Origin of the sequence: Rathayibacter sp. PhB186 (assembly GCF_003751825.1) — a bacterium.
Taxonomy (GTDB): domain Bacteria; phylum Actinomycetota; class Actinomycetes; order Actinomycetales; family Microbacteriaceae; genus Rathayibacter; species Rathayibacter festucae.
This window is the reverse complement of the sequence record NZ_RJKO01000001.1, coordinates 1,516,034-1,535,628: the sequence shown is the minus strand read 5'-3', so window position 1 is coordinate 1,535,628 and position 19,595 is coordinate 1,516,034. Positions and strand designations below refer to the sequence as shown.

The following is a 19,595-nucleotide window of genomic DNA, read 5'->3' as shown; positions in this document are numbered from 1 at the left end:
GCGGCGTATCGAGACCCACCACCGCGTGGACGAGGGTCTCGATACGCCCGCTACGCGGGCTAATCGACCAGCATGAGGGGGCACCTCCGCGGGCTGCTCGCCGGCATGGAAGATGCCGCGCCGCCTCGGCAGCGACCGCAGCGGTCGCCCAGCGCGAGCGTCAGGCCGAGGCCGTCGCCAGCTCGCGGTCCGGGGCCTCCTCGCGGAGGGCGCGGTTGACGGCCGAGACGATCGCCTTCAGGGAGGCGGTCGAGATGTCGGCGTCGACGCCCACGCCCCAGAGGGTGCGGCCGTTCACCGAGCACTCGACGTAGGAGGCGGCCAGCGCGTCGCCGCCGGCGCTGAGAGCGTGCTCGACGTAGTCGAAGACGCGGACCTCGACGCCGTGCTGCGCCAGCACCGCCTCGAAGGCGTTGATCGGGCCGTTGCCGGTCGCGCTCGCGGTGACCGTCTCGTCGCCGACGCGCAGCACGGCGTCGAGGGCGATCGAGCCGCCCAGGTCGCTCGAGGTGCTCGTGCGGGCCAGCTCGAAGCGGCCCCACTTGTCCTCGGCGCGGTGCGCGGGCGCGGGCAGGTACTCGTCCTGGAAGATCGTCCAGATCTGCTCGCTGGTGACCTCGCCGCCCTCGGCGTCGGTCTTGGCCTGCACGACCGCGGAGAACTCGATCTGCAGGCGTCGCGGCAGGTCCAGCGCGTGGTCGGTCTTCAGCAGGTACGCGACGCCGCCCTTGCCGGACTGCGAGTTGACGCGGATGACCGCCTCGTAGGAGCGGCCGAGGTCCTTCGGGTCCACCGGCAGGTAGGGCACCGCCCAGGTCAGCTCGTCGCGGCTGACGCCGGTGCGCTCCGCCTCGGCCTCCATCGCCTCGAAGCCCTTCTTGATGGCGTCCTGGTGCGAGCCGCTGAACGCGGTGAAGACCAGGTCGCCGGCCCAGGGGCTGCGCTCAGGCACGGCCAGCTGGTTGCAGTACTCGGCCGTGCGCTTGATGCCGTCCATGTCGCTGAAGTCGATCTGCGGGTCGATGCCCTGGGTGAACAGGTTGACGCCCAGCGCGACCAGGTCGACGTTGCCGGTCCGCTCGCCGTTGCCGAAGAGGCAGCCCTCGATGCGGTCCGCTCCGGCCAGGTAGCCCAGCTCGGCCGCGGCGACCGCGGTGCCGCGGTCGTTGTGCGGGTGCAGCGAGACGATGATGTTCTCGCGCTGGGCGAGGTTGCGGCACATCCACTCGATCGAGTCGGCGTAGACGTTCGGCGTCGCCATCTCGACGGTGGCGGGCAGGTTGAGGATGACCTTGCGCTCCGGGGTCGGCTCGAAGACCTCGACGACGCGGTCGCAGATCTCGCGGGCGAAGTCGAGCTCCGTGCCGGTGTAGCTCTCGGGCGAGTACTCGTAGTACACGGCGGTGCCGGGCACCGACGCCTCCATCTCACGGCACTTGCGAGCGCCGGCGAGGGCGATGTCGATGATGCCCTGGCGGTCCTTGCGGAAGACGACCTCGCGCTGCAGCACGCTGGTCGAGTTGTACAGGTGGACGATCGCCTGGCGGGCGCCGCGGATCGACTCGTAGGTGCGCTCGATCAGGTGGTCGCGGGCCTGGGTCAGCACCTGGATGGTGACGTCCTCCGGGATCGCGTCCTCCTCGATGAGGCTGCGGACGAAGTCGAAGTCGGTCTGGCTGGCGCTCGGGAAGCCGACCTCGATCTCCTTGTAGCCCATCCGGACCAGCAGGTCGAACATGATGCGCTTGCGCTCGGGGCTCATCGGATCGATGAGCGCCTGGTTGCCGTCGCGGAGGTCGACGGCGCACCACCGCGGCGCCGTGGTGATGCGCTTGGCCGGCCAGGTGCGGTCGGGCAGCTCGACGACGATCTGCTCGTGGAACGGCTTGTACTTGCCGATCGGCAGCGACGACGGCTTCTGGGTGTTCTTCATGAGGGTGCTCTCCCGGCGCGCGAACGCGCCTGTCTCTCGTCTCGCGGGGATCCGGATGCGGATCGAACCACGCGGGTGGTCTGTGGTGACGATGGGTCTGATTCAGCCGACGACGGACTCCGCGACGAGGAGGGCCTGAGGATCAGATCTCGTCGCGGCGGCTAAGAAGGAGCAGACCGATGCGCACGCGACCACGGTAGCACTGCGCCCGCGGGTCGGCACCCACGAGGCCCCACTGCGGCGCGGACGTCGTCCTCAGGCGACGAGACCGTTCTCGTAGGCGTAGACGACGAGCTGCACCCGGTCGCGCAGCCCGAGCTTGCCGAGCGTGCGGCTGATGTGCGTCTTGACCGTCGCCTCGCTGAGGAACTCCGCCCGGGCGATCTCGGTGTTGCTGAGGCCGCGCGCGGCGAGGTGGAAGATCTCGCGCTCCCGGTCGGTCAGCGTGCCGAACGCGGCGGGAGTCTCGCGGCCGCTCCCCGGCGCGCCGAAGTGCTCGAAGAGCTCCCGCGTCGCGGAGGCGGCGACGACCGCGGTGCCGGCGTGCACGGTGCGGACGGAGGCGAGCAGGAAGCCCGGCTCGGTGTCCTTCAGCAGGAAGCCGCTCGCCCCGGCCCGGATCGCGCGGGCGGCCGCCTCGTCCAGGTCGAACGTGGTGAGCACCAGGATGCGCGGCGGCTCCACGCCCTTCTCCGCGGCGTCGGCGAGGATCCGGCGCGTCGACTCGATGCCGTCGACCCCCGGCATCCGGATGTCCATCAGCACCACGTCCGGGGCCAGCCGGCCCACGACCTCCGCGCCCTCCGCGCCGTCGGACGCCTCGCCGACCACCTCGAGGTCCGGCTGGGAGCTGAGCAGCATGCGGATTCCGGCGCGGAAGAGCGCCTGGTCGTCGACGAGGACGAGGCGGATGGTGTCGGTCATGCGGGGTGGCCTCCAGAGGCGACGGGCAGGGCGGTGGAAGTGGGGGCGGGCAGGCGCGCGTCGACCACGAAGTCGTCGCCCTCGGGGCCGGCGCGGAGGACGCCGCCGACGAGTGCGGCGCGCTCGCGCATCCCGACGAGGCCGTGCCCCTCCCCGGGCACGCGAGCGGCGGCCTCGGCGTCGGCGCAGCGCGCGTTGCGGACGGTGAGGACGATCTCGCCGGACTCGCGGCGCAGCGCGACGTCGAGCGGGGAGCCGGGCCGGCCGTGCCGGAGCGCGTTCGTCGTCGCCTCCTGCACGATGCGGTAGAGCGCGAGGCCGATGCCGCGCGGCACGGTCTCGAGGTCGACCTCGAGCTCGGACCGCAGCTGCGTCCCGGCTCCGGAGACGCTCTCGAGCAGCGCCGGCAGATCGCGCGCCTCCGGCTGCGGTCCGTCGCTCTGGCTGTGCCGGAGCTGAGCGAGGAGGACGCGGACGTCGCCGAGCGCGTCGCGGGCGACCGAGGAGATGGTGAGCAGGGCGGCGTCCGTCAGCGCCGGGCTGGACGCACCGAGGTAGCGGGCGCCGTCCGCCTGCGCGATCACGACGGCGAGCGAGTGCGCCACGACGTCGTGCATGTCGCGGGCGATGCGGTTGCGCTCCTCGACCGTGTCCAGCTCGCGCTGCGCCGCCGCGCGCTCGCGTTCGGCCTCGGCGCGGAGGGTCTGCCCCTCGCGCGCTCGCCGCACCGAGCGGGAGAGCAGGCCGACCGTCCAGGAGAGGCCGAGCGTGGCGAGGATCCCGCCGAACACCGCTCCCCCGGTCAGGATCGGCGAGGGGATGGACTGGACGAGCCGGAAGACGATGATCAGGTAGACGACCGCCACGACCGCGCCGAGCACCGCCGAGACGGCTCCGGCAGCGCGCACCCGGCGCCGCTCGGACGCACCGGTGCCGAAGAGCACCGCGAGGATCGCGAGGTCGGCCGGTCCCGGTGCCAGCTGCAGACCCATCTGCAGGAGCGCCCCGCCCCAGGCGATCGTGAGGGAGAGTGCCGGCGCCCGGCGGTGCAGGACCAGCGCGACCGCCAGCACTCCGCCGACGACCGGCTGGAGCGAGCCGTCGGGCGCCGCGAACGGCACGGTCGAGATCAGCAGCAGGAGGAGCGCCTGCCAGCCGGCCGCTCCGACGGCGAAGCCGTCCTGCGGACCGGCGACGCGCACCACGAGCACATCGATCCTGTCGTCGGGACCGACCGGCCGCCGCACCCCGGCGCGCCAGACGAGGACCTCCAGGCCGGCGAGAAGGGCGGCGACGACCAGCGCGGCGACGGCGCGGAAGAGCAGGACCTGGTCTGCGCTCGCCTCCTGCGGCAGCAGCTGCTCGGTCCCGCTCAGTGCGGCGACCAGCCCGGCGACGCCCGCGAGCAGGAGGGCGCCGACGAGGGTCAGCGTCCGCGTCCAGGGCCCGAGCCGGCGCGCCGTGGACCAGAGGACGAGCAGGCCCACGAGGACACCGTCCACCGGCACGCCGAGGAGCGGGATCCCGCCGCCGGTGACCGCCCCGACGGCGACCAGGGACGGTGCGAGGGCCGGCAGGAAGGCCGCGAGGCCGAGGCCGAGCGCGATCAGCAGCCCGCCGCTGAGGTGCTCCGGCGCGATCAGGCCGGCCGCGCTCAGTCCGAGGTGGAGGACCCCGAGCAGGGCTCCCGCGATCGGGAGCGTCGCCGGACGATCCAGGAGCGCACGCATGAGCCCCACGCTACGCGGCGACGTCGCCGCGGGGCGTCGTCCGGGAGAGTGACTGCCGTCCCCCTCCCGATCCGGCGCCGCGCTCACCGGCTCAGAAGCCGAGGCGGCCGAGCAGCTTCGGGTCGCGCTGCCACTCCTTGGCGACCTTCACCCGGATGGAGAGGAACACGCGCCGGCCGAGCAGCCGCTCGATCTGCTCGCGCGACACCGCGCCCACCTCGCGCAGGCGCTGGCCGCCCTTGCCGATGATGATGCCCTTCTGGCTGTCGCGCTCCACGAAGACGTTCGCGTAGATGTCGATGAAGGAGCCGTCCTCGCGCTCGACCATGTCGTCGAGCGTCACGGCGAGCGAGTGCGGCAGCTCGTCCGAGACGCCCTCGAGCGCGGCCTCGCGGATGAACTCCGCGATGCGCGAGCCGGTGTCCTCGTCGGTCACGGCCTCCTCGGGGTAGAGCGCGGGCGAGACCGGCATGAGGCGCAGCAGCTCGACCGCGAGCACGTCGAGCTGCTCCTCGGTCACCGCCGAGATCGGCACGATGGTGTCCCACTCGCGCAGCTCGGAGACGGCGAGCAGCTGCTTGGCGACGGACTTCTTCGAGGAGAGGTCGACCTTGGACACGATGGCGACCTTGCGGGCGCGCGGGAAGGCCTCGAGCTGCTCGTTGATGAAGCGGTCGCCGGGGCCGATCGGCTCGTCCGCCGGGAAGAGCATCCCGATCACGTCGACGTCGCCGAGGGTCGAGGTGACGAGGGAGTTCAGCCGCTCGCCGAGCAGGGTGCGCGGGCGGTGGATGCCCGGGGTGTCCACCACGATGAGCTGGCCGTCGGGCCGGTGCACGATGCCGCGGATGGCGCGGCGGGTGGTCTGCGGCTTCGAGCTCGTGATGGCGATCTTCTCGCCGACCAGCGCGTTGGTGAGCGTGGACTTGCCGACGTTCGGGCGGCCCACGAACGACACGAAGCCCGCCCGGTAGGGGGTCGTGGGAGTGCTGGGGTCGGTCATCGTGCGTCCTCGTCCTGGTGGTCTGTCTCGGCGACGATCGCGACCGGTCCGGTGCCGGTCTCGCCTGAGGGATCGTAGTCGGGATCGCGCCGCACGATGACGGTCGAGATGGTGCCGCGACGGGGATCCGCCTGCTCGGCCTCGAGGATCACCCCGTCGATCCGGGCGGTCGCGCCCCGCTCGGGCAGGCGGCCGTAGGCCTTGGTGAGCAGTCCGCCGACCGAGTCGACGTCGTCGTCCTCGAGTTCGAGGTCGAACAGCTCGCCCAGCTCGTCGACGGGCAGCCGCGCCGAGACGCGGTAGACGCCCGGCTCGGTCTCCTCGAAGAGGTCGACCTCCCGGTCGTACTCGTCCGAGATGTCGCCGACGAGCTCCTCGATCAGGTCCTCGAGCGTGACCAGCCCGGCGATGCCGCCGTACTCGTCCACCACCATGGCGAGGTGGTTGGACTCGAGCTGCATCTGGCGCAGCAGCTCGTCGGCCTTCTTCGACTCCGGCACGAACAGCGCGGGGCGGGCGAGGTCGGCCGCCGAGTCGTCGTCGTCCGGGCGCTCGTAGGTGTGCCGGGCGACGTCGCGGAGGTAGAGCACGCCGAGCACGTCGTCGACGCCGTCGCCGATGACGGGCAGCCGGGAGATGCCGCGACTGAGCAGCAGGCCCATGCCGGCGCCGACCGAGGCGCCGGCCTCGATCGTCACCATGTCGGTCCGCGGCACCATCACCTCGCGCACCAGCGTGTCGTTGAACTCGAAGATGGAGTGGATGAGCTCGCGGTCGTCCTGCTCGAGGACCGACTGCTCGGTCGCCTCGTCGACCATGCTGAGCAGCTGCTCCTCGGAGGAGAAGCCGGCCGAGCGGCCGGTGCCCGGGGTGACCCGGTTGCCCAGCGCGACGAGACCGTGCGCGACCGGGCCGAGCGCGACCCGCAGCACGTGCACGAGCGAGGCGCTGGAGCCGAGAACGGCGCGGGCGTGGGCGCGCCCGACGCTGCGCGGGCTGGAGCCGACGAGCACGAACGAGACGGCCGCCATGATCAGGATCGCGAGCAGGAGCGCCAGCCAGAGCGCGTCGACCACGACGACGAGCACGGTGGTGACGAAGACCGCGGCGGTCGTCTCGGCCGCGATCCGGGTGAAGTTGACGACGTTGACGTGCGCGCTCATGTCGCCGGCGATGGCCCGCAGGGCGCGCGAGCTGCGCGAGTGGTTCGCCATCTCGAGGACGTCGCTGCGGGAGAGCACGCCGAGCGCGGCGTCGGTGGCGGCGAGCCAGCCGCCGAGGGCGACGAGGCCGAGGGCCGCGATGAGGAGCTGGACGGTGAGCACGCCGGGCCTAGCGGCGTCGCTCGCTGATGTGGAACCCGACGAGGATGTCGCGCTGGATGCCGAACATCTCGCGCTCCTCCTCGGGCTCCGCGTGGTCGAAGCCGAGCAGGTGCAGCAGCCCGTGGGCCGTGAGCAGCAGCAGCTCGTCGAGCACGGAGTGGCCGGCGGCCTCGGCCTGGCTCTGCGCCACCTGCGGGCAGAGCACGATGTCGCCGAGCAGGCCGGCCGGGGTCGGCTCGTCCTCGGTGCCGGGGCGCAGCTCGTCCATCGGGAAGCTCAGCACGTCGGTCGGGCCGGGCTCGTCCATCCACTGCACGTGCAGCTGCTCCATCGCGCCCTCGTCGACCAGCACGATCGCGAGCTCGGCGTCGGGGTGCACGTGCATCGAGTCGAGCGCGTAGCCCGCGAGGCGCAGCAGAGTCGCCTCGTCCACGGGGATGCTCGACTCGTTGTTGATCTCGATGCTCACGGGGTGCGGTGTTCCTTCGATCGGGAGGGGCTCGGCGGGGCGGGAGGCGGTGGTACGGCGCTCAGGCGCGCGGGCGCTTGGGCTGAGCGTCGCCGGTCGAGCGGGTGGCCGCCCGGCGCTCGGCGCGGGCCGCGAACTCGCGGGCCTGCTCGCGCTCGAAGCTCTGCGCCTGCTTCTGCTGGTCGTACTCGGTGTACGCGTCGACGATCCGGCCGACGAGGCTGTGGCGGACCACGTCCTCGCTGGTCAGCCGGGCGAAGTGGATGTCGTCGATGTCGTCGAGCACCCGGGTCACCAGGCGGAGACCGCTCGATCCGGCGGGGAGGTCGACCTGGGTGATGTCGCCCGTGATCACCATCTTCGAGCCGAAGCCGAGGCGGGTGAGGAACATCTTCATCTGCTCCGGCGTCGTGTTCTGCGCCTCGTCGAGCACGACGAACGAGGAGTTCAGCGTGCGGCCGCGCATGTAGGCCAGCGGAGCGACCTCGATCGTGCCCGCCGCGAGCAGCTTCGGCACGATCTCCGGGTCCATCATCTCGTTCAGCGCGTCGTAGAGCGGGCGCAGGTACGGGTCGATCTTGTCGGTGAGCGAGCCGGGCAGGTAGCCCAGCCGCTCCCCCGCCTCGACCGCGGGGCGCGTGAGGATGATCCGCTCGACCTCCTTGCGCTGCAGGGACTGCACCGCCTTGGCCATCGCGAGGTAGGTCTTGCCGGTGCCGGCCGGGCCGATGCCGAAGACGATCGTGTTCTGATCGACGGCGTCGACGTACTCGCGCTGCCCCAGGGTCTTCGGGCGGATGCTCTTCCCGCGCGCCGTGAGGATGGCCTGGCCGAACGCGTCCGCCGGACGCACCGGCCCGCCGTTCTCGAGGATGCGCGCGGACTCGCGCACGCCTTCCGGGTCGAGGTCGTGGCCGCCTGCCGTCATGAGCACCAGTTCTTCCACCAGGCGCGCCGCCGCGGCGACGGGGGCGCCCTCGCCGTCGAGGGTCACCTCGTTGCCGCGCACGTGCACCCGGACGTCGGGGAATCGCGATTCGACCGCCCGGATGAGGCGGTCCTGGGGTCCGAGGAGGCGCACCATGGCGATTCCGTCGACGGCGATGACGCGATGGGTCCCGCCGGTGGTCCGGTCCGCGTCGCTCTGCGGGACCGACGGCCCCGTCGAGCCGGTTCGAGTGGGGTTCTGGTCCGCGGAGCGATCGCCCGCGTGATCAACCGGTGGCAAGGGAGCCTTCCGTCAGGTGGCCGCCCAGGACGTGGGCGTGGACGTGGAACACGGTCTGACCGGCCTCTTCGCCGGAGTTGAAGACGAGGCGGAACTGGCCGTTGCTGTGCGCGTCGGCCAGGGTCTGCGCGACGACGGCCATCTCGGCGAGGAGCTCCGGATCGCCCGCGGCGAGCTCGGCGACGTTCGCGTACTCGGGGGTCTTCGGGAAGATCAGCAGGTGGACGGGCGCCTTCGGCGCGATGTCCCGGATCGCGAGGATCCGCTCGTTCTCGAACACCACGTCGGCGGGGATCTCGCCGCGGACGATGCGCGTGAAGACAGTGGGCTCGGTCATGCATCCATCTTAAACGGGGCGAGGGCGACGACGGGGGCGCGTTCGCCCAGGGCGCGCGGATCGGCGGGGATCACCAGCGGCCGAGACGGGCCGAGAGCACGGCGATCGCGGCCGGGCCGGCGGTGGAGGTGCGCAGGACGGAGTCGCCGAGCGCGACGGCCTCGGCACCCGCGTCGGCGAGGGCGCGCAGCTCCTCCGCCGCGATGCCGCCCTCGGGTCCGACGACGAGCACGAGGTCGCGCCCGTCCGGCTCGATCGCGGTGAGCCGGTCCTCGGCCGAGGGCTCGAGCACGAGCACACGCGCCGTCGCGGCCCGCTCCACGAGCGCGCGGAGGCCGACGACCGCCGACACCTCCGGCACCCGGGCGCGGAGCGACTGCTTGCTCGCCTCGCGGACGATGCTGCGCCAGCGCTCGCGGCCCTTCTCCTCCTTGACGCCCGACCAGCGCGAGACGCTGCGGGCGGCCTGCCACGGCATGACCTCGTCCACGCCGAGCTCGGTCGCCGCCTGGATCGCCAGCTCGTCGCGGTCGCCCTTCGCGAGTGCCTGCACGAGCACGAGGCGCGGGCTCGGCGCGGGCACCTCCTCGACCGACTCGACCGCGAGGACGACACGCGACGCCTCCGCGCTCTCGACGACGGCCACGGCGACCCGGCCTCGGCCGTCGCCGATGCGGACGCTCTCGCCCGCGCGGATCCGGCTCACGGTCGCGAGGTGGCGCGCCTCCGCGCCGGAGAGCTCCAGTCGGCCGCCGGCGACGAAGTCCCCGGAGTCGAGCGACTCGTCGATGTAGTGGTGCGCCACGCCTACGCCGGTCAGCCCAGGAAGCGGTCGCGGAGCTTGGAGAACAGCCCCTGCTGGAAGTGCGTGAGGGCCGGCTTCTGCGGCTTGTAGTGCTTGGCGAACTCCTGCACCAACTCGCGCTCGCGGTGCCCCAGCTTGGTGGGGGTGACGACCTGGATGCCGACGCGGAGGTCGCCGCGGCCGTTGCCGCGCAGCTTGGTGACGCCGCGGCCCTTGATCGTGACGATCTCGGTGCTCTGCGTGCCCGGCTTGACCTCGATCTCGATGTCGCCGTCGAGCGCCGCGAGGGTCGTCGTCGAGCCGAGGATCGCGTCCGTCATCTGCACCTCGAGGGTGCAGAGCAGGTCGTCGCCGTTGCGGCTGAAGATGTCGTGGTGCTTGACCTTGATCTCGAGGTAGAGGTCGCCGCTCGGGCCGCCGGCCGGGCCGACCTCGCCGCTGCCGGGCATCTGCAGGCGCAGGCCCGTGTCGACACCCGCGGGGACGTCGACGGGGATGGTCCGGCGCGCGCGGACGCGGCCCTGACCCTGGCAGGTGGAGCACGGAGTGGCGATGACGGTGCCGTAGCCGCGGCAGGTGCCGCAGGGGCTGGCCGTCATCACGTTGCCGAGCAGCGAGCGGACGGTGCGCTGGATCTGGCCCGAGCCGTGGCAGATGTCGCAGGTGACCGGCGAGGTGCCCGGCTGGCAGCACGAGCCCTGGCAGGTCTCGCAGAGCACGGCCGTGTCGACCTCGAGGTCGCGGTGGGTGCCGAAGATGACCTCGTCGAGCGAGACCTCGACGCGCAGCAGCGCGTCCTGGCCCCGCTCCCGGCGCGATCGCGGGCCGCGCGAGGAGCCCTGCGCGCCCTGGCCGAAGAACGTCTCGAAGATGTCGCCGAAGCCGCCGAAGCCCTGCCCGCCACCGCCGGGGAAGCCGTCCTGCGGGCCGCGGTCGTACTGCTGGCGCTGCTGGGCGTCGCTCAGGACGTCGTAGGCGTGCGTGACGAGCTTGAACCGCTCGGACGCGTCCGCGCTCGGGTTGACGTCGGGGTGCAGCTCGCGCGCGAGCCGGCGGTACGCCTTCTTGATCTCGTCGGCGGAGGCGTCTCGGTCGACGCCGAGGACTTCGTAGTGATCGGCCACAGGGGGCTTCGTCCTTCGTTCGTGGTCGGTGCGCCGGGCGCGGCGGACCTGTCGGGAGCCGGGGTTCCGGCGAGGGTCTGGAAGCGGGTCATTCCTCGCCGAGGAGGCGGGAGAGGTAGCGGGCGACGGCGCGGACCGCCGCGATGTTGCCGGAGTAGTCCATCCTGATCGGTCCGAGGACCCCCAGGCGCGAGACCTGGCCGCCGGCCGTGTTGTAGCCGCTGGTGAGGACGGAGGTCTCCTGGAGGCCGAACGGCGCGTTCTCGCGGCCGATGCGGACCGAGATGCCGCGCGGGTCCGGCGTCATCTCGGCGAAGAGGCGCAGCAGCTCGACCTGCTCCTCGATCGCCTCGAGAACGGGGTAGATGCTGCCGGAGAAGTCCTCCTCGGTGCGCACCAGGTTCGCGGCGCCCGCCATCACCAGGCGGTCCTGCCGGTTCGCGCCGACCTGCTCGAGCAGGGTCTGCACGACCGGGTCGACGACGGCGCGGCGCTCCGGGCTGAACTGCTCGGTCGCGCTCTGCAGCGTCTCCGCCGCAGCGGCGAGCCCCAGGCCGAGGACGGCGGTGTTGAGCTTCGCCCGGATCTCGCCGAGCAGCAGCTCGTCGACGTCCTCGGGCGTCTCGAGCACGCGCTGGTCGACGCGGCCGGTGTCGGTGATCAGCACCGAGAGCAGCCGCCGCGGGGCGAGGGCGACCAGCTCGACGTGACGGATGCGCGCGGCCCCGAAGGACGGGTACTGCACGAGCGCGACGCTGTTGGTGAGCTGCGAGAGCAGGCGGACCGTGCGGACGAGCACCTCGTCGAGGTCGGGGCTCTGGCCGAGGAAGGTCTCGATCGCCTGCCGCTGCGCCGCGGTCAGCGGGCGCAGGTCGGTCAGCTGGTCGACGAAGAGGCGGTAGCCCTTGTCGGTGGGGACGCGGCCGGAGGAGGTGTGCGGGGCCGCGATCAGCTCCTCCTCCTCGAGCTGCGCCATCTCGTTGCGGATGGTCGCGGCGGAGACGCCGAACGCGTGGCGCTCGACGATCGACTTGGAGCCGACCGGCTCGCGGTTCGCGACGTAGTCCTGCACGATCACGCGCAGGACCTGGAGACCGCGCTCCGTCACCATACGACCGACCTCCCGCCGGACTCCGGGTGCCTCGCGGCACGACCACCTCGGCGCCGTAGCGCCGCGCGGAGCTTGGCACTCCGCGAGATTGAGTGCCAATCATAACCGCGCAGGAGGAAGGAGGGCGGGGCTTGCCCCGGATCGCCTCCCGGTGCGGCTGCGTCTCTGCCACGATGGACGCCGAGCGCCCGGGGTCGCCCGGCGCGCCGATTCCTGAGACGGAGATCACCATGTCGGCCACCCCGCCCCCGCCGCCCGCCTACTCGACGCCCGCCCCGCCGCTGAACCCGGCCGACGAGAAGACCTGGGCGATCGTCACCCACATCACGGGCATCTTCTTCAGCTTCATCCCGTCGCTGATCGTCTACCTCGTCTTCAAGGGCCGCGGGCCCTTCCTCGAGGCGCACGCGAAGACGGCACTGAACTTCCACCTCACGACCCTGATCGCGTACGTCGCGGGGACGATCCTGAGCTTCGTGCTCGTCGGCTTCATCGTCTTCATCGTGGTGCCGATCCTCGTAATCGTCTTCGCGATCATCGCCTCGGTGCGCGCCAGCGCCGGCGAGTACTACACGTACCCGCTGAGCATCCCCTTCTTCAAGTAGGACGCCGCGGGCGGCCGCGCCCATGCTGGTCGAGTGCAGGCGGCGTATCGAGACCCACGTCCATCCAACGGCGGATCTCGATACGCCCGCTCCGCGGGCTGCTCGATCAGCAGGGAGCGGGGCGACTCAGCCGTCCGTGAGGCGGCGGACGACCGCGTCGGCCAGCAGCCGGCCGTGCAGGGTCAGCACGAGGCGCCCGCGGAGGGCGGCCCGGCCGTCGACGAGGCCGTCGGCGATCAGCCCCGCGACCTCGCGGCGCCGTTCCGGGTCGACAGCGTCGATCGGCAGCCCGTCCGCCAGGCGCGAGCGCAGCAGCACGTCCTCCACCCGGCGCGTCGCGGCGTCCAGCGTCTCCCGGCCGGCGGCGGGCGACGAGCCGGAGTGCAGCCGCTCGGCGTAGGCCGCCGGGTGCTTCACGTTCCACCAGCGCACCCCGCCGACGTGGCTGTGCGCGCCGGGCCCGACGCCCCACCAGTCGTGCCCCAGCCAGTAGGACAGATTGTGCCGCGACCGATGCGCGTCGTCACGCGCCCAGTTGCTGACCTCGTACCAGGAGTAGCCGGCCGCGGCGAGCCGCGCGTCGGCCAGCTCGTACATGTCCGCGGTCAGGTCGTCGTCCGGAGTCGCCACCTCGCCCCGGCGGATCTGCCGCGCGAGCTTCGTGCCGTCCTCGACGATCAGCGCGTACGCCGAGAGGTGATCGGGCCGATTGGCCAGCGCCGAGTCGAGCGAGCGCTCCCAGTCGGCCAGCGACTCCCCCGGCGTCCCGTAGATCAGGTCGAGGCTGACCTGCAGCCCCGCCTCGCGCGCCCACTCGACGACGAGCGGCACGCGCTCCGGATCGTGGGTGCGCTCGAGCGTCGCGAGCACGTGCGGCACGGCCGACTGCATCCCGAAGCTGACTCGCGTGAAGCCGGCGTCGGCCAGCTCGCGGAGGTAGGCGGCGTCGACCGAGTCGGGGTTGGCCTCCGTCGTGATCTCCGCACCGTCGGCGACGCCGAAGTGACGCCGGAGCCCGTCGAGCATGCGCACCAGATCGCGGGCCGGCAGCAGCGTCGGAGTCCCGCCACCGAAGAACACGGTCGCCGCGGGCCGCCGCGGCAGACCCGCGGCCGCCAGCACGCCTTCGCCGAGCTCCATCTCGACGATCGCCTCGTCGGCGTAGTCCTGCTGCTTCGCGCCGCGCAGCTCGGTCGCGGTGTAGGTGTTGAAGTCGCAGTAGCCGCAGCGCACCCGGCAGAACGGGACGTGCACGTACAGCCCGAGGTCGCGGGTCTCCACGCCGTCGGCGACGGAGGCCGGCAGGAGTCCGTCGAGCGGTGCCGGGTCGGCGAGCGGGAGGGCGCTGCCCACGTCAGCTGACGCGCGCCGGCAGCAGCGCGCGCAGGTACTTCTTGACCTGCCGCTTCTGCACGACCCGGAGGACGGGGGTGCCGAGGCGGTAGAGGGCGGTGGAGGGCCGCGAGAAGACGCGGATGACGAGCCAGACCGAGTCGTCCGCGCGCTTCTCGACCACGAAGGACTCCTCGCCGCTCTCCGGGTGGCCCTCGAGGGTGCCGTAGGCGAAGCCGACCTGGTCGGGCTCGTCCACGACGTAGACGACGCGCACGGGGGCGTTCACCGTCCGGCCGAGCAGCGTGATCCTGAGCACGGCCGTCACGCCGGCGGTGATGTAGGGCGTGCCGTCCGCCGAGAACTGCTCCTCGGTCGGGCGGCTGGCGAGGTCGATCGGGGTGCCTGCGGAGTCGAAGTTCACGCCGGTGTACTGCACGCCGCTGCCGGCGGTGATGTCCGTGACGGCGATGCCGCTGCCGCGCTGCACGCCCCACGTCATCAGCGACGCGGTCGTGATCGCGAAGCGCTCGGCGCCCGAGCCCAGGCGTGCCTCGAACCGCTCGGCGGTGAAGCCGTCCGGCGGGTACTCGAGCAGGTCCGGCGCGAGCGTGCCGCCGACCGCCGCGTAGGTGACCTGCGGCTGCCCCTCGAAGCTCGAGCGCCGGACGCTCACTTCTTGTCCTTCGTCTCGACGTCACCACTCAGGGCGGCGATGAACGCCTCCTGCGGGACCTCGACGCGGCCGACCATCTTCATGCGCTTCTTGCCCTCCTTCTGCTTCTCGAGCAGTTTGCGCTTGCGGGTGATGTCACCGCCATAGCACTTGGCGAGGACGTCCTTCCGCATCGCGCTGATCGACTCGCGCGCGATGATGCGGGCGCCGATCGCGGCCTGGATGGGCACCTCGAACTGCTGGCGCGGGATCAGCTTGCGCAGCCGCCCCGTCATTAGGACGCCGTAGGCGTAGGCCTTGTCGCGGTGCACGATGGCGCTGAACGCGTCGACCTGCTCGCCCTGCAGCAGGATGTCGACCTTCACCAGATCTGCCTCCTGGTCGCCGGCGGGCTCGTAGTCGAGCGAGGCGTAGCCGGCCGTCTTCGACTTGAGGTTGTCGAAGAAGTCGAAGACGATCTCGCCGAGGGGCATGTGGTAGCGGATCTCGACGCGGTCCTCGCCGAGGTACTCCATCCCGATCAGCGTGCCGCGACGGCTCTGGCAGAGCTCCATGATCGTGCCGACGTAGTCCTTCGGCGCGAGGATCGCGGCCCGGACGATCGGCTCGGTGACGCTGGCGATCTTGCCGACCGGGAATTCGCTCGGGTTGGTGACCGTGACGGTGCTCTTGTCGTCGGTGGTCACCTCGTAGATCACCGACGGCGCCGTGGTGATCAGGTCGAGGCCGAACTCGCGGTCCAGCCGCTCGGTGACGATCTCGAGGTGCAGGAGCCCCAGGAAGCCGCAGCGGAAGCCGAAGCCGAGCGCGACCGAGGTCTCGGGCTCGTAGACGAGTGCCGCGTCGGAGAGCTTGAGCTTGTCCAGCGCCTCGCGGAGGTCCGGGTAGTCGCTGCCGTCGATCGGGTAGAGACCCGAGAACACCATCGGCAGCGGCTCGGTGTAGCCGGGCAGCGCCTCCGTGGCGGGCTTGGAGGCGGTGGTGACGGTGTCGCCGACCTTCGACTGGCGGACGTCCTTCACGCCGGTGATCAGGTAGCCGACCTCGCCGACGCCGAGGCCCTTGGTGGAGACGGGCTCGGGGCTGGAGACGCCGATCTCGAGGATCTCGTGCGTCGCGCGCGTCGACATCATCTGGATCTTCTCGCGCGGCGAGAGCTGGCCGTCGATCATCCGGACGTAGGTGACGACGCCGCGGTAGGAGTCGTAGACGGAGTCGAAGATCATCGCGCGAGCGGGAGCGTTCTTGTCGCCGACCGGCGCGGGCACCAGCTCGGTGACGCGGTCGAGCAGCGCCTCGACGCCGACGCCGGTCTTGCCGGAGACGCGGAGGACGTCGGCCGGGTCGCCGCCGATGAGGCTCGCGAGCTCGGCCGCGTACTTCTCCGGGTCGGCCGCGGGGAGATCGATCTTGTTGAGGACCGGGATGATCGCCAGGTCGTTCTCGAGCGCGAGGTAGAGGTTCGCGAGGGTCTGCGCCTCGATGCCCTGCGCGGCGTCGACGAGGAGGATCGCGCCCTCGCAGGCGGCGAGCGAGCGGCTGACCTCGTAGGAGAAGTCGACGTGACCGGGGGTGTCGATCATGTTCAGCGCAAACGTCTGTCCGTCGCGCTCCCACGGCATGCGCACGGCCTGCGACTTGATCGTGATGCCGCGCTCGCGCTCGATGTCCATCCGATCGAGGTACTGCGCGCGCATCGCGCGGTCCTCGACCACGCCCGTGATGCCGAGCATGCGATCGGCGAGCGTGGACTTGCCGTGATCGATGTGGGCGATGATGCAGAAGTTGCGGATGGACGCCGGATCGGTCGCGGCGGGCTCGAGCCCGAGGTGTGCACGTGGAGACATCGTGCGTCCAGTGTCCCACGGCCGGGGTGCGGCGGCGGGCGAGGGGCCGGGACCGGCCGGATGCGGTGCAGAACATCAGCTGTGGAGGGGACTCGTCGCCGATCGGCGATGAACGCCCTTCTCCGCTGATGCTCTGCGGGCGGTCCTCGCTAGAGGTCGAGTCCGTAGGTGCGCGTGGGCTCGATCCCGGGCGGGTTCTCGCGCTCGGGGAGCCGCACGAAGCCCATGCTCTCGTAGAGGGCGTGCGCGGCGAGCATGTCGGTGCCGCTGTTCATGACCACGCGCTGGAGTCCCCGCTCGACGGCGAGCATCACCACGAACTCGGTGAGCAGGCGGCCCAGCCCGCGACCGCGCGCCTCCGGAGCGACCGCGAGCAGCCGCCAGTCGAGCTCGCCCGGGCGGCCGAGGGAGTACAGGGTGGCGCCGGGAGCCGCGGTGGTGACGGTCGCGAGGATCGCGCCGTGCTCCTCCGCGACCCAGACCTCGCCCTCGCGGTCGTGCCGGGCGACGTCGGCGACGTCCGCCGCGTACTCCTCCCCCAGCTCGTAGTCGTGCGCGTAGGCGGCCAGGCGCAGGCGGGAGACCTCGGCGTACTCCTCCGGGCGCACCCGGCGGACCAGGACGTCGTCGGCGCTCATGCGCTCGCCGCCGCGATCGGGGCCGGCAGGGCGCGCAGCCCGTGCTCGAGGTCGGCGGGGTCGGCCGCGAGGCAGACGCGGATCCAGCCCTCACCAGTGCGCCCGAAGGCACTGCCCGGCGCGACGGCGACGAGGGTCTCGAGCAGGAAGGCCTCGGCCCAGGAGGCGACGTCGCCGTCGCTCGCATGCGACACGTCGATCCAGAGGTAGAAGGCGCCCTCCGGCTCGCGGAAGCGGATGCCGCGCTCGTCGAGCAGCGCCGTCGCGAGCCGCAGGTTGGCGAGGTAGTGCGCGGAGGCGTCGGCGACCGCGTCCTGCGGCCCGGTCAGCGCCGCGAGGGCCGCACGCTGGTCGGGCGTTGCGACGCAGCTGATCGACGCCTCCTGGACGGTGACCATCGTCGAGGTCAGGCCGGGCGGGGTGACCAGGTAGCCGACGCGGACGCCCGTCATCGCGTAGGTCTTCGAGAGCGAGAAGACGCTGAAGACGCGGTCGTCGTCGTGGCCGGCCTCCTGCGCGAGCGCGGCGAGGCTCACGTGCGGGCGACCGTAGGTGAAGCACTCGTAGACCTCGTCGCTGATGATCCAGAGGTCGTGGCGCCGCGCGAAGTCCAGCAGCCGCTCGAGCATCGGCCGCGGCAGGACGATGCCGAGCGGGTTCGACGGGCTGTTCACGATGATCGCGCGGGTGCGGTCGGTGACGATCCGCTCGAGCTCGTCGAGGTCGGGGAGGAAGCCGTTCTCGGCACGCAGCGTGTACGGCACCGGGACCGCGCCGATCATCCGCGCGTTCATCGTGAAGGTGGTGTAGCCGGGGTCTGGCAGGAGCACCTCGTCGCCCGGGCCGAGCGTCAGCGTCATCGCCTGGTAGAGCGCCTGCGTGGCGCCGACCGTGACCCAGACCTGCTCGACGTCGGCGCTGAACCCGTTGTCGCGGGCGAGCTTGGCGACGATCGCGCGCCGCAGCTCCATCAGGCCGCCGTTCGGGCCGTAGCCGGTGTCGTCCGCGGCCCAGGCGGCGCGGGCCGCCTCGATGATGTGCGGTGCGACGGCGACGTCGGGCTCCCCCACGGCGAGCAGCGTCACGCCGTCCAGGCGGAGGGCGATCTCGAACAGCCGGCGGATGCCCGAGGGCGGAACGGCGGGGATGTGATCGGCGAGTCGGGGCATCGCTGGTCAGGCTACTGGCGGGCTCCTCCCGCGAGATGCCACTTGCGTACGCCTCGCGCGGCGTGTCGCGTGCACAAGTGGCATCTCGCGGGAGGGGGCGTGGGCGGCGGGCGCGGCGCGGTTGAAGGGTGGCGGCGGGTGCGCTAAAGTTCCTTGTTGGCTTGCGCTCCACCATTGGCGTGTGTGGAGTGATTCAGAAGCCGGCGACCTCCAGTCGCACCGGGATGGCGTTTCCACGCCACCGGAAGGGGCACTCCGTCGAGTAGCCGGCTGCACACACATCCGAGAAGAAGGTAATAGACGTGGCAAACATCAAGTCGCAGATCAAGCGCAACCTCACCAACAAGAAGGCGAACGAGCGCAACAAGGCCGTCAAGAGCGAGCTGAAGACCGCCGTCCGCGCGGTGCACTCCGCCATCGCCGCCGGCGACACCGAGAAGGCCGCCACCGCGCTCGCCTTCGCCGCCAAGAAGCTCGACAAGGCCTCGAGCAAGGGCGTCATCCACAAGAACCAGGCCGCGAACCGCAAGTCGGCCATCGCGAAGCAGGTCGCCGCGCTGTAAGGCTGCGTCTCGCTGCAACGACGAAGGGTCCGGCCTCTGGCCGGGCCCTTCCTCGTTTCCGCTCGCCGTCGACGGACTCCTCGTTCCTCGTCGTCCGTCGCGCGGTCGGCTTCCCGAGGTGTCGCGCTGGGAGGAGCGGGTCGCGATCCGGCTACGACGATTCGCTGGCACGCGAATCGCCTGTTCGCCTGCGGGGCCGCGGCTCCAGCACCACCGGCGTCGGCTCGCCAGGACACCGCGCAGCACGAGCCCGCACGACCTCATGCTGGTCGAGTCGCCCCACAGGCGACCACATGCTGGTCGAGTGGCCCCGCGGGCGACCACATGCTGGTCGAGTAGCCCCGCAGGGGCGCATCGAGACCCACCACCGCAAGGACGTCCGGTAGCGTCGCCGTGACGGACGACTCCCGCAGGGAGCTGCCCGCGCACGATCGGGGGATCATGACCAGCACGGAGACGGCGAAACCGCTGAGCCAGGACAGGGCGATCCTCCTCGGACTGCTCGGCATGATCGTCGTGCCGACCGCGATCGTGGTCGGCACGAACTCCTGGACGGAGCCGGAAGCCGCGGACTGGGTCAGGATGGCCCTCGGCTCGGTGATCGCCGCGCTCGTCTCCGTCGTCGCGGCCTGGTGGCTCGCCTTCGACCGCCGCCGCGCGCACGCTCCCGGCCGCACCTGGTTCTGGGGCGTCGCCTGCGTCTTCACGCTCAGCGCCGTCTCGACGATCTCCTCCGCGGCGGATCGCCTCACCCGGCTGATCGAAGCGGGCTGACG

Annotated in this window: 19 protein-coding genes; 3 read left to right on the top strand and 16 right to left on the bottom strand. The window is 71.8% G+C overall.

Features of this window, described 5'->3' with window-relative positions:
* Positions 1 to 160: 160 nt before the first annotated feature.
* The 11 genes from leuA to hrcA all read right to left on the bottom strand — a co-directional run bounded on the left by leuA (position 161) and on the right by hrcA (position 11,989).
* Positions 161 to 1,933, bottom strand: a complete 1,773-nt coding sequence (gene leuA / locus EDF45_RS07160) for a 2-isopropylmalate synthase (protein ID WP_123735455.1) — start codon at positions 1,931 to 1,933, stop codon at positions 161 to 163.
* Positions 1,934 to 2,188: 255 nt separating this feature from the next.
* The gene (locus EDF45_RS07155) at positions 2,189 to 2,857 is read right to left on the bottom strand and encodes a response regulator transcription factor (protein ID WP_123735454.1); all 669 of its coding nucleotides are present in this window, start codon (positions 2,855 to 2,857) and stop codon (positions 2,189 to 2,191) included.
* Positions 2,854 to 4,587 carry a histidine kinase gene (locus EDF45_RS07150; protein WP_123735453.1) on the bottom strand — a complete coding sequence of 578 codons (1,734 nt, stop codon included), beginning with the start codon at positions 4,585 to 4,587 and terminating at the stop codon, positions 2,854 to 2,856. The genes EDF45_RS07155 and EDF45_RS07150 overlap by 4 nt, the downstream gene beginning before the upstream one ends.
* Before the next feature lie 91 nt (positions 4,588 to 4,678).
* On the bottom strand, positions 4,679 to 5,590 hold the full coding sequence (gene era, locus EDF45_RS07145; protein WP_123732108.1) for a GTPase Era: 912 nt from the start codon (positions 5,588 to 5,590) through the stop codon (positions 4,679 to 4,681).
* The gene (locus EDF45_RS07140) at positions 5,587 to 6,915 is read right to left on the bottom strand and encodes a hemolysin family protein (protein ID WP_123445623.1); all 1,329 of its coding nucleotides are present in this window, start codon (positions 6,913 to 6,915) and stop codon (positions 5,587 to 5,589) included. The genes era and EDF45_RS07140 overlap by 4 nt, the downstream gene beginning before the upstream one ends.
* A 7-nt stretch (positions 6,916 to 6,922) precedes the next feature.
* Positions 6,923 to 7,384, bottom strand: a complete 462-nt coding sequence (ybeY, locus tag EDF45_RS07135; RefSeq protein ID WP_123445622.1) for an rRNA maturation RNase YbeY — start codon at positions 7,382 to 7,384, stop codon at positions 6,923 to 6,925.
* 61 nt (positions 7,385 to 7,445) lie between these two features.
* On the bottom strand, positions 7,446 to 8,468 hold the full coding sequence (locus tag EDF45_RS07130) for a PhoH family protein (protein ID WP_123445998.1): 1,023 nt from the start codon (positions 8,466 to 8,468) through the stop codon (positions 7,446 to 7,448).
* Between the two features lie 130 nt (positions 8,469 to 8,598).
* Positions 8,599 to 8,949 (bottom strand): histidine triad nucleotide-binding protein, encoded by a 351-nt coding sequence (locus EDF45_RS07125; protein WP_123735452.1) that lies wholly within the window; start codon positions 8,947 to 8,949, stop codon positions 8,599 to 8,601.
* A 70-nt stretch (positions 8,950 to 9,019) separates the two neighbouring features.
* Positions 9,020 to 9,754, bottom strand: a complete 735-nt coding sequence (locus EDF45_RS07120; RefSeq protein ID WP_123735451.1) for a 16S rRNA (uracil(1498)-N(3))-methyltransferase — start codon at positions 9,752 to 9,754, stop codon at positions 9,020 to 9,022.
* An 11-nt stretch (positions 9,755 to 9,765) separates the two neighbouring features.
* Positions 9,766 to 10,878 carry a molecular chaperone DnaJ gene (gene dnaJ / locus EDF45_RS07115; RefSeq protein WP_123445619.1) on the bottom strand — a complete coding sequence of 371 codons (1,113 nt, stop codon included), beginning with the start codon at positions 10,876 to 10,878 and terminating at the stop codon, positions 9,766 to 9,768.
* An 88-nt stretch (positions 10,879 to 10,966) separates the two neighbouring features.
* A complete protein-coding gene (hrcA, locus tag EDF45_RS07110; RefSeq protein WP_123445618.1) occupies positions 10,967 to 11,989 on the bottom strand; it encodes a heat-inducible transcriptional repressor HrcA in 1,023 nt (340 codons plus the stop codon).
* A 230-nt stretch (positions 11,990 to 12,219) separates the two neighbouring features.
* Here hrcA and EDF45_RS07105 point away from each other — a divergent pair, with 230 nt between their 5' ends.
* Positions 12,220 to 12,594 carry a DUF4870 domain-containing protein gene (locus tag EDF45_RS07105; protein ID WP_123704749.1) on the top strand — a complete coding sequence of 125 codons (375 nt, stop codon included), beginning with the start codon at positions 12,220 to 12,222 and terminating at the stop codon, positions 12,592 to 12,594.
* A gap of 126 nt (positions 12,595 to 12,720) precedes the next feature.
* On the opposite strand, the gene hemW is transcribed toward EDF45_RS07105, so the two are convergent.
* The 5 genes from hemW to EDF45_RS07080 form a co-directional block, all read right to left on the bottom strand.
* Positions 12,721 to 13,947 (bottom strand): radical SAM family heme chaperone HemW, encoded by a 1,227-nt coding sequence (gene hemW, locus EDF45_RS07100; protein ID WP_123735450.1) that lies wholly within the window; start codon positions 13,945 to 13,947, stop codon positions 12,721 to 12,723.
* 1 nt (position 13,948) lies between these two features.
* Positions 13,949 to 14,602, bottom strand: coding sequence for a DUF1990 family protein (locus tag EDF45_RS07095; RefSeq protein ID WP_123735449.1), 654 nt, complete (start codon positions 14,600 to 14,602; stop codon positions 13,949 to 13,951).
* Entirely contained in the window at positions 14,599 to 16,449 is a 1,851-nt protein-coding gene (gene lepA, locus EDF45_RS07090; RefSeq protein WP_123445615.1) for a translation elongation factor 4, read from the bottom strand. Before lepA ends, EDF45_RS07095 begins: the two co-directional genes overlap by 4 nt.
* Before the next feature lie 149 nt (positions 16,450 to 16,598).
* Positions 16,599 to 17,087, bottom strand: coding sequence for a GNAT family N-acetyltransferase (locus EDF45_RS07085; protein WP_123732102.1), 489 nt, complete (start codon positions 17,085 to 17,087; stop codon positions 16,599 to 16,601).
* On the bottom strand, positions 17,084 to 18,256 hold the full coding sequence (locus EDF45_RS07080; protein WP_123735448.1) for a pyridoxal phosphate-dependent aminotransferase: 1,173 nt from the start codon (positions 18,254 to 18,256) through the stop codon (positions 17,084 to 17,086). The genes EDF45_RS07085 and EDF45_RS07080 overlap by 4 nt, the downstream gene beginning before the upstream one ends.
* Before the next feature lie 302 nt (positions 18,257 to 18,558).
* Between EDF45_RS07080 and rpsT the strand changes: the two genes are divergently transcribed.
* Positions 18,559 to 18,819, top strand: a complete 261-nt coding sequence (rpsT, locus tag EDF45_RS07075; RefSeq protein WP_123445612.1) for a 30S ribosomal protein S20 — start codon at positions 18,559 to 18,561, stop codon at positions 18,817 to 18,819.
* Between the two features lie 441 nt (positions 18,820 to 19,260).
* Positions 19,261 to 19,593 (top strand): hypothetical protein, encoded by a 333-nt coding sequence (locus tag EDF45_RS07070; protein WP_148060238.1) that lies wholly within the window; start codon positions 19,261 to 19,263, stop codon positions 19,591 to 19,593.
* The last annotated feature ends 2 nt before the right edge of the window (positions 19,594 to 19,595 follow it).

Excerpts from the sequence above, each read along its gene's own strand:
- leuA (WP_123735455.1), bottom strand. The coding sequence starts at position 1,933 with ATGAAGAACACCCAGAAGCCGTCGTCGCTGCCGATCGGCAAGTACAAG.
- EDF45_RS07155 (WP_123735454.1), bottom strand. The coding sequence starts at position 2,857 with ATGACCGACACCATCCGCCTCGTCCTCGTCGACGACCAGGCGCTCTTC.
- EDF45_RS07150 (WP_123735453.1), bottom strand. The coding sequence starts at position 4,587 with ATGCGTGCGCTCCTGGATCGTCCGGCGACGCTCCCGATCGCGGGAGCC.
- era (WP_123732108.1), bottom strand. The coding sequence starts at position 5,590 with ATGACCGACCCCAGCACTCCCACGACCCCCTACCGGGCGGGCTTCGTG.
- EDF45_RS07130 (WP_123445998.1), bottom strand. The coding sequence starts at position 8,468 with ATGGTGCGCCTCCTCGGACCCCAGGACCGCCTCATCCGGGCGGTCGAA.
- EDF45_RS07125 (WP_123735452.1), bottom strand. The coding sequence starts at position 8,949 with ATGACCGAGCCCACTGTCTTCACGCGCATCGTCCGCGGCGAGATCCCC.
- hrcA (WP_123445618.1), bottom strand. The coding sequence starts at position 11,989 with ATGGTGACGGAGCGCGGTCTCCAGGTCCTGCGCGTGATCGTGCAGGAC.
- EDF45_RS07105 (WP_123704749.1), top strand. The coding sequence starts at position 12,220 with ATGTCGGCCACCCCGCCCCCGCCGCCCGCCTACTCGACGCCCGCCCCG.
- lepA (WP_123445615.1), bottom strand. The coding sequence starts at position 16,449 with ATGTCTCCACGTGCACACCTCGGGCTCGAGCCCGCCGCGACCGATCCG.
- EDF45_RS07085 (WP_123732102.1), bottom strand. The coding sequence starts at position 17,087 with ATGAGCGCCGACGACGTCCTGGTCCGCCGGGTGCGCCCGGAGGAGTAC.
- EDF45_RS07080 (WP_123735448.1), bottom strand. The coding sequence starts at position 18,256 with ATGCCCCGACTCGCCGATCACATCCCCGCCGTTCCGCCCTCGGGCATC.
- EDF45_RS07070 (WP_148060238.1), top strand. The coding sequence starts at position 19,261 with ATGACCAGCACGGAGACGGCGAAACCGCTGAGCCAGGACAGGGCGATC.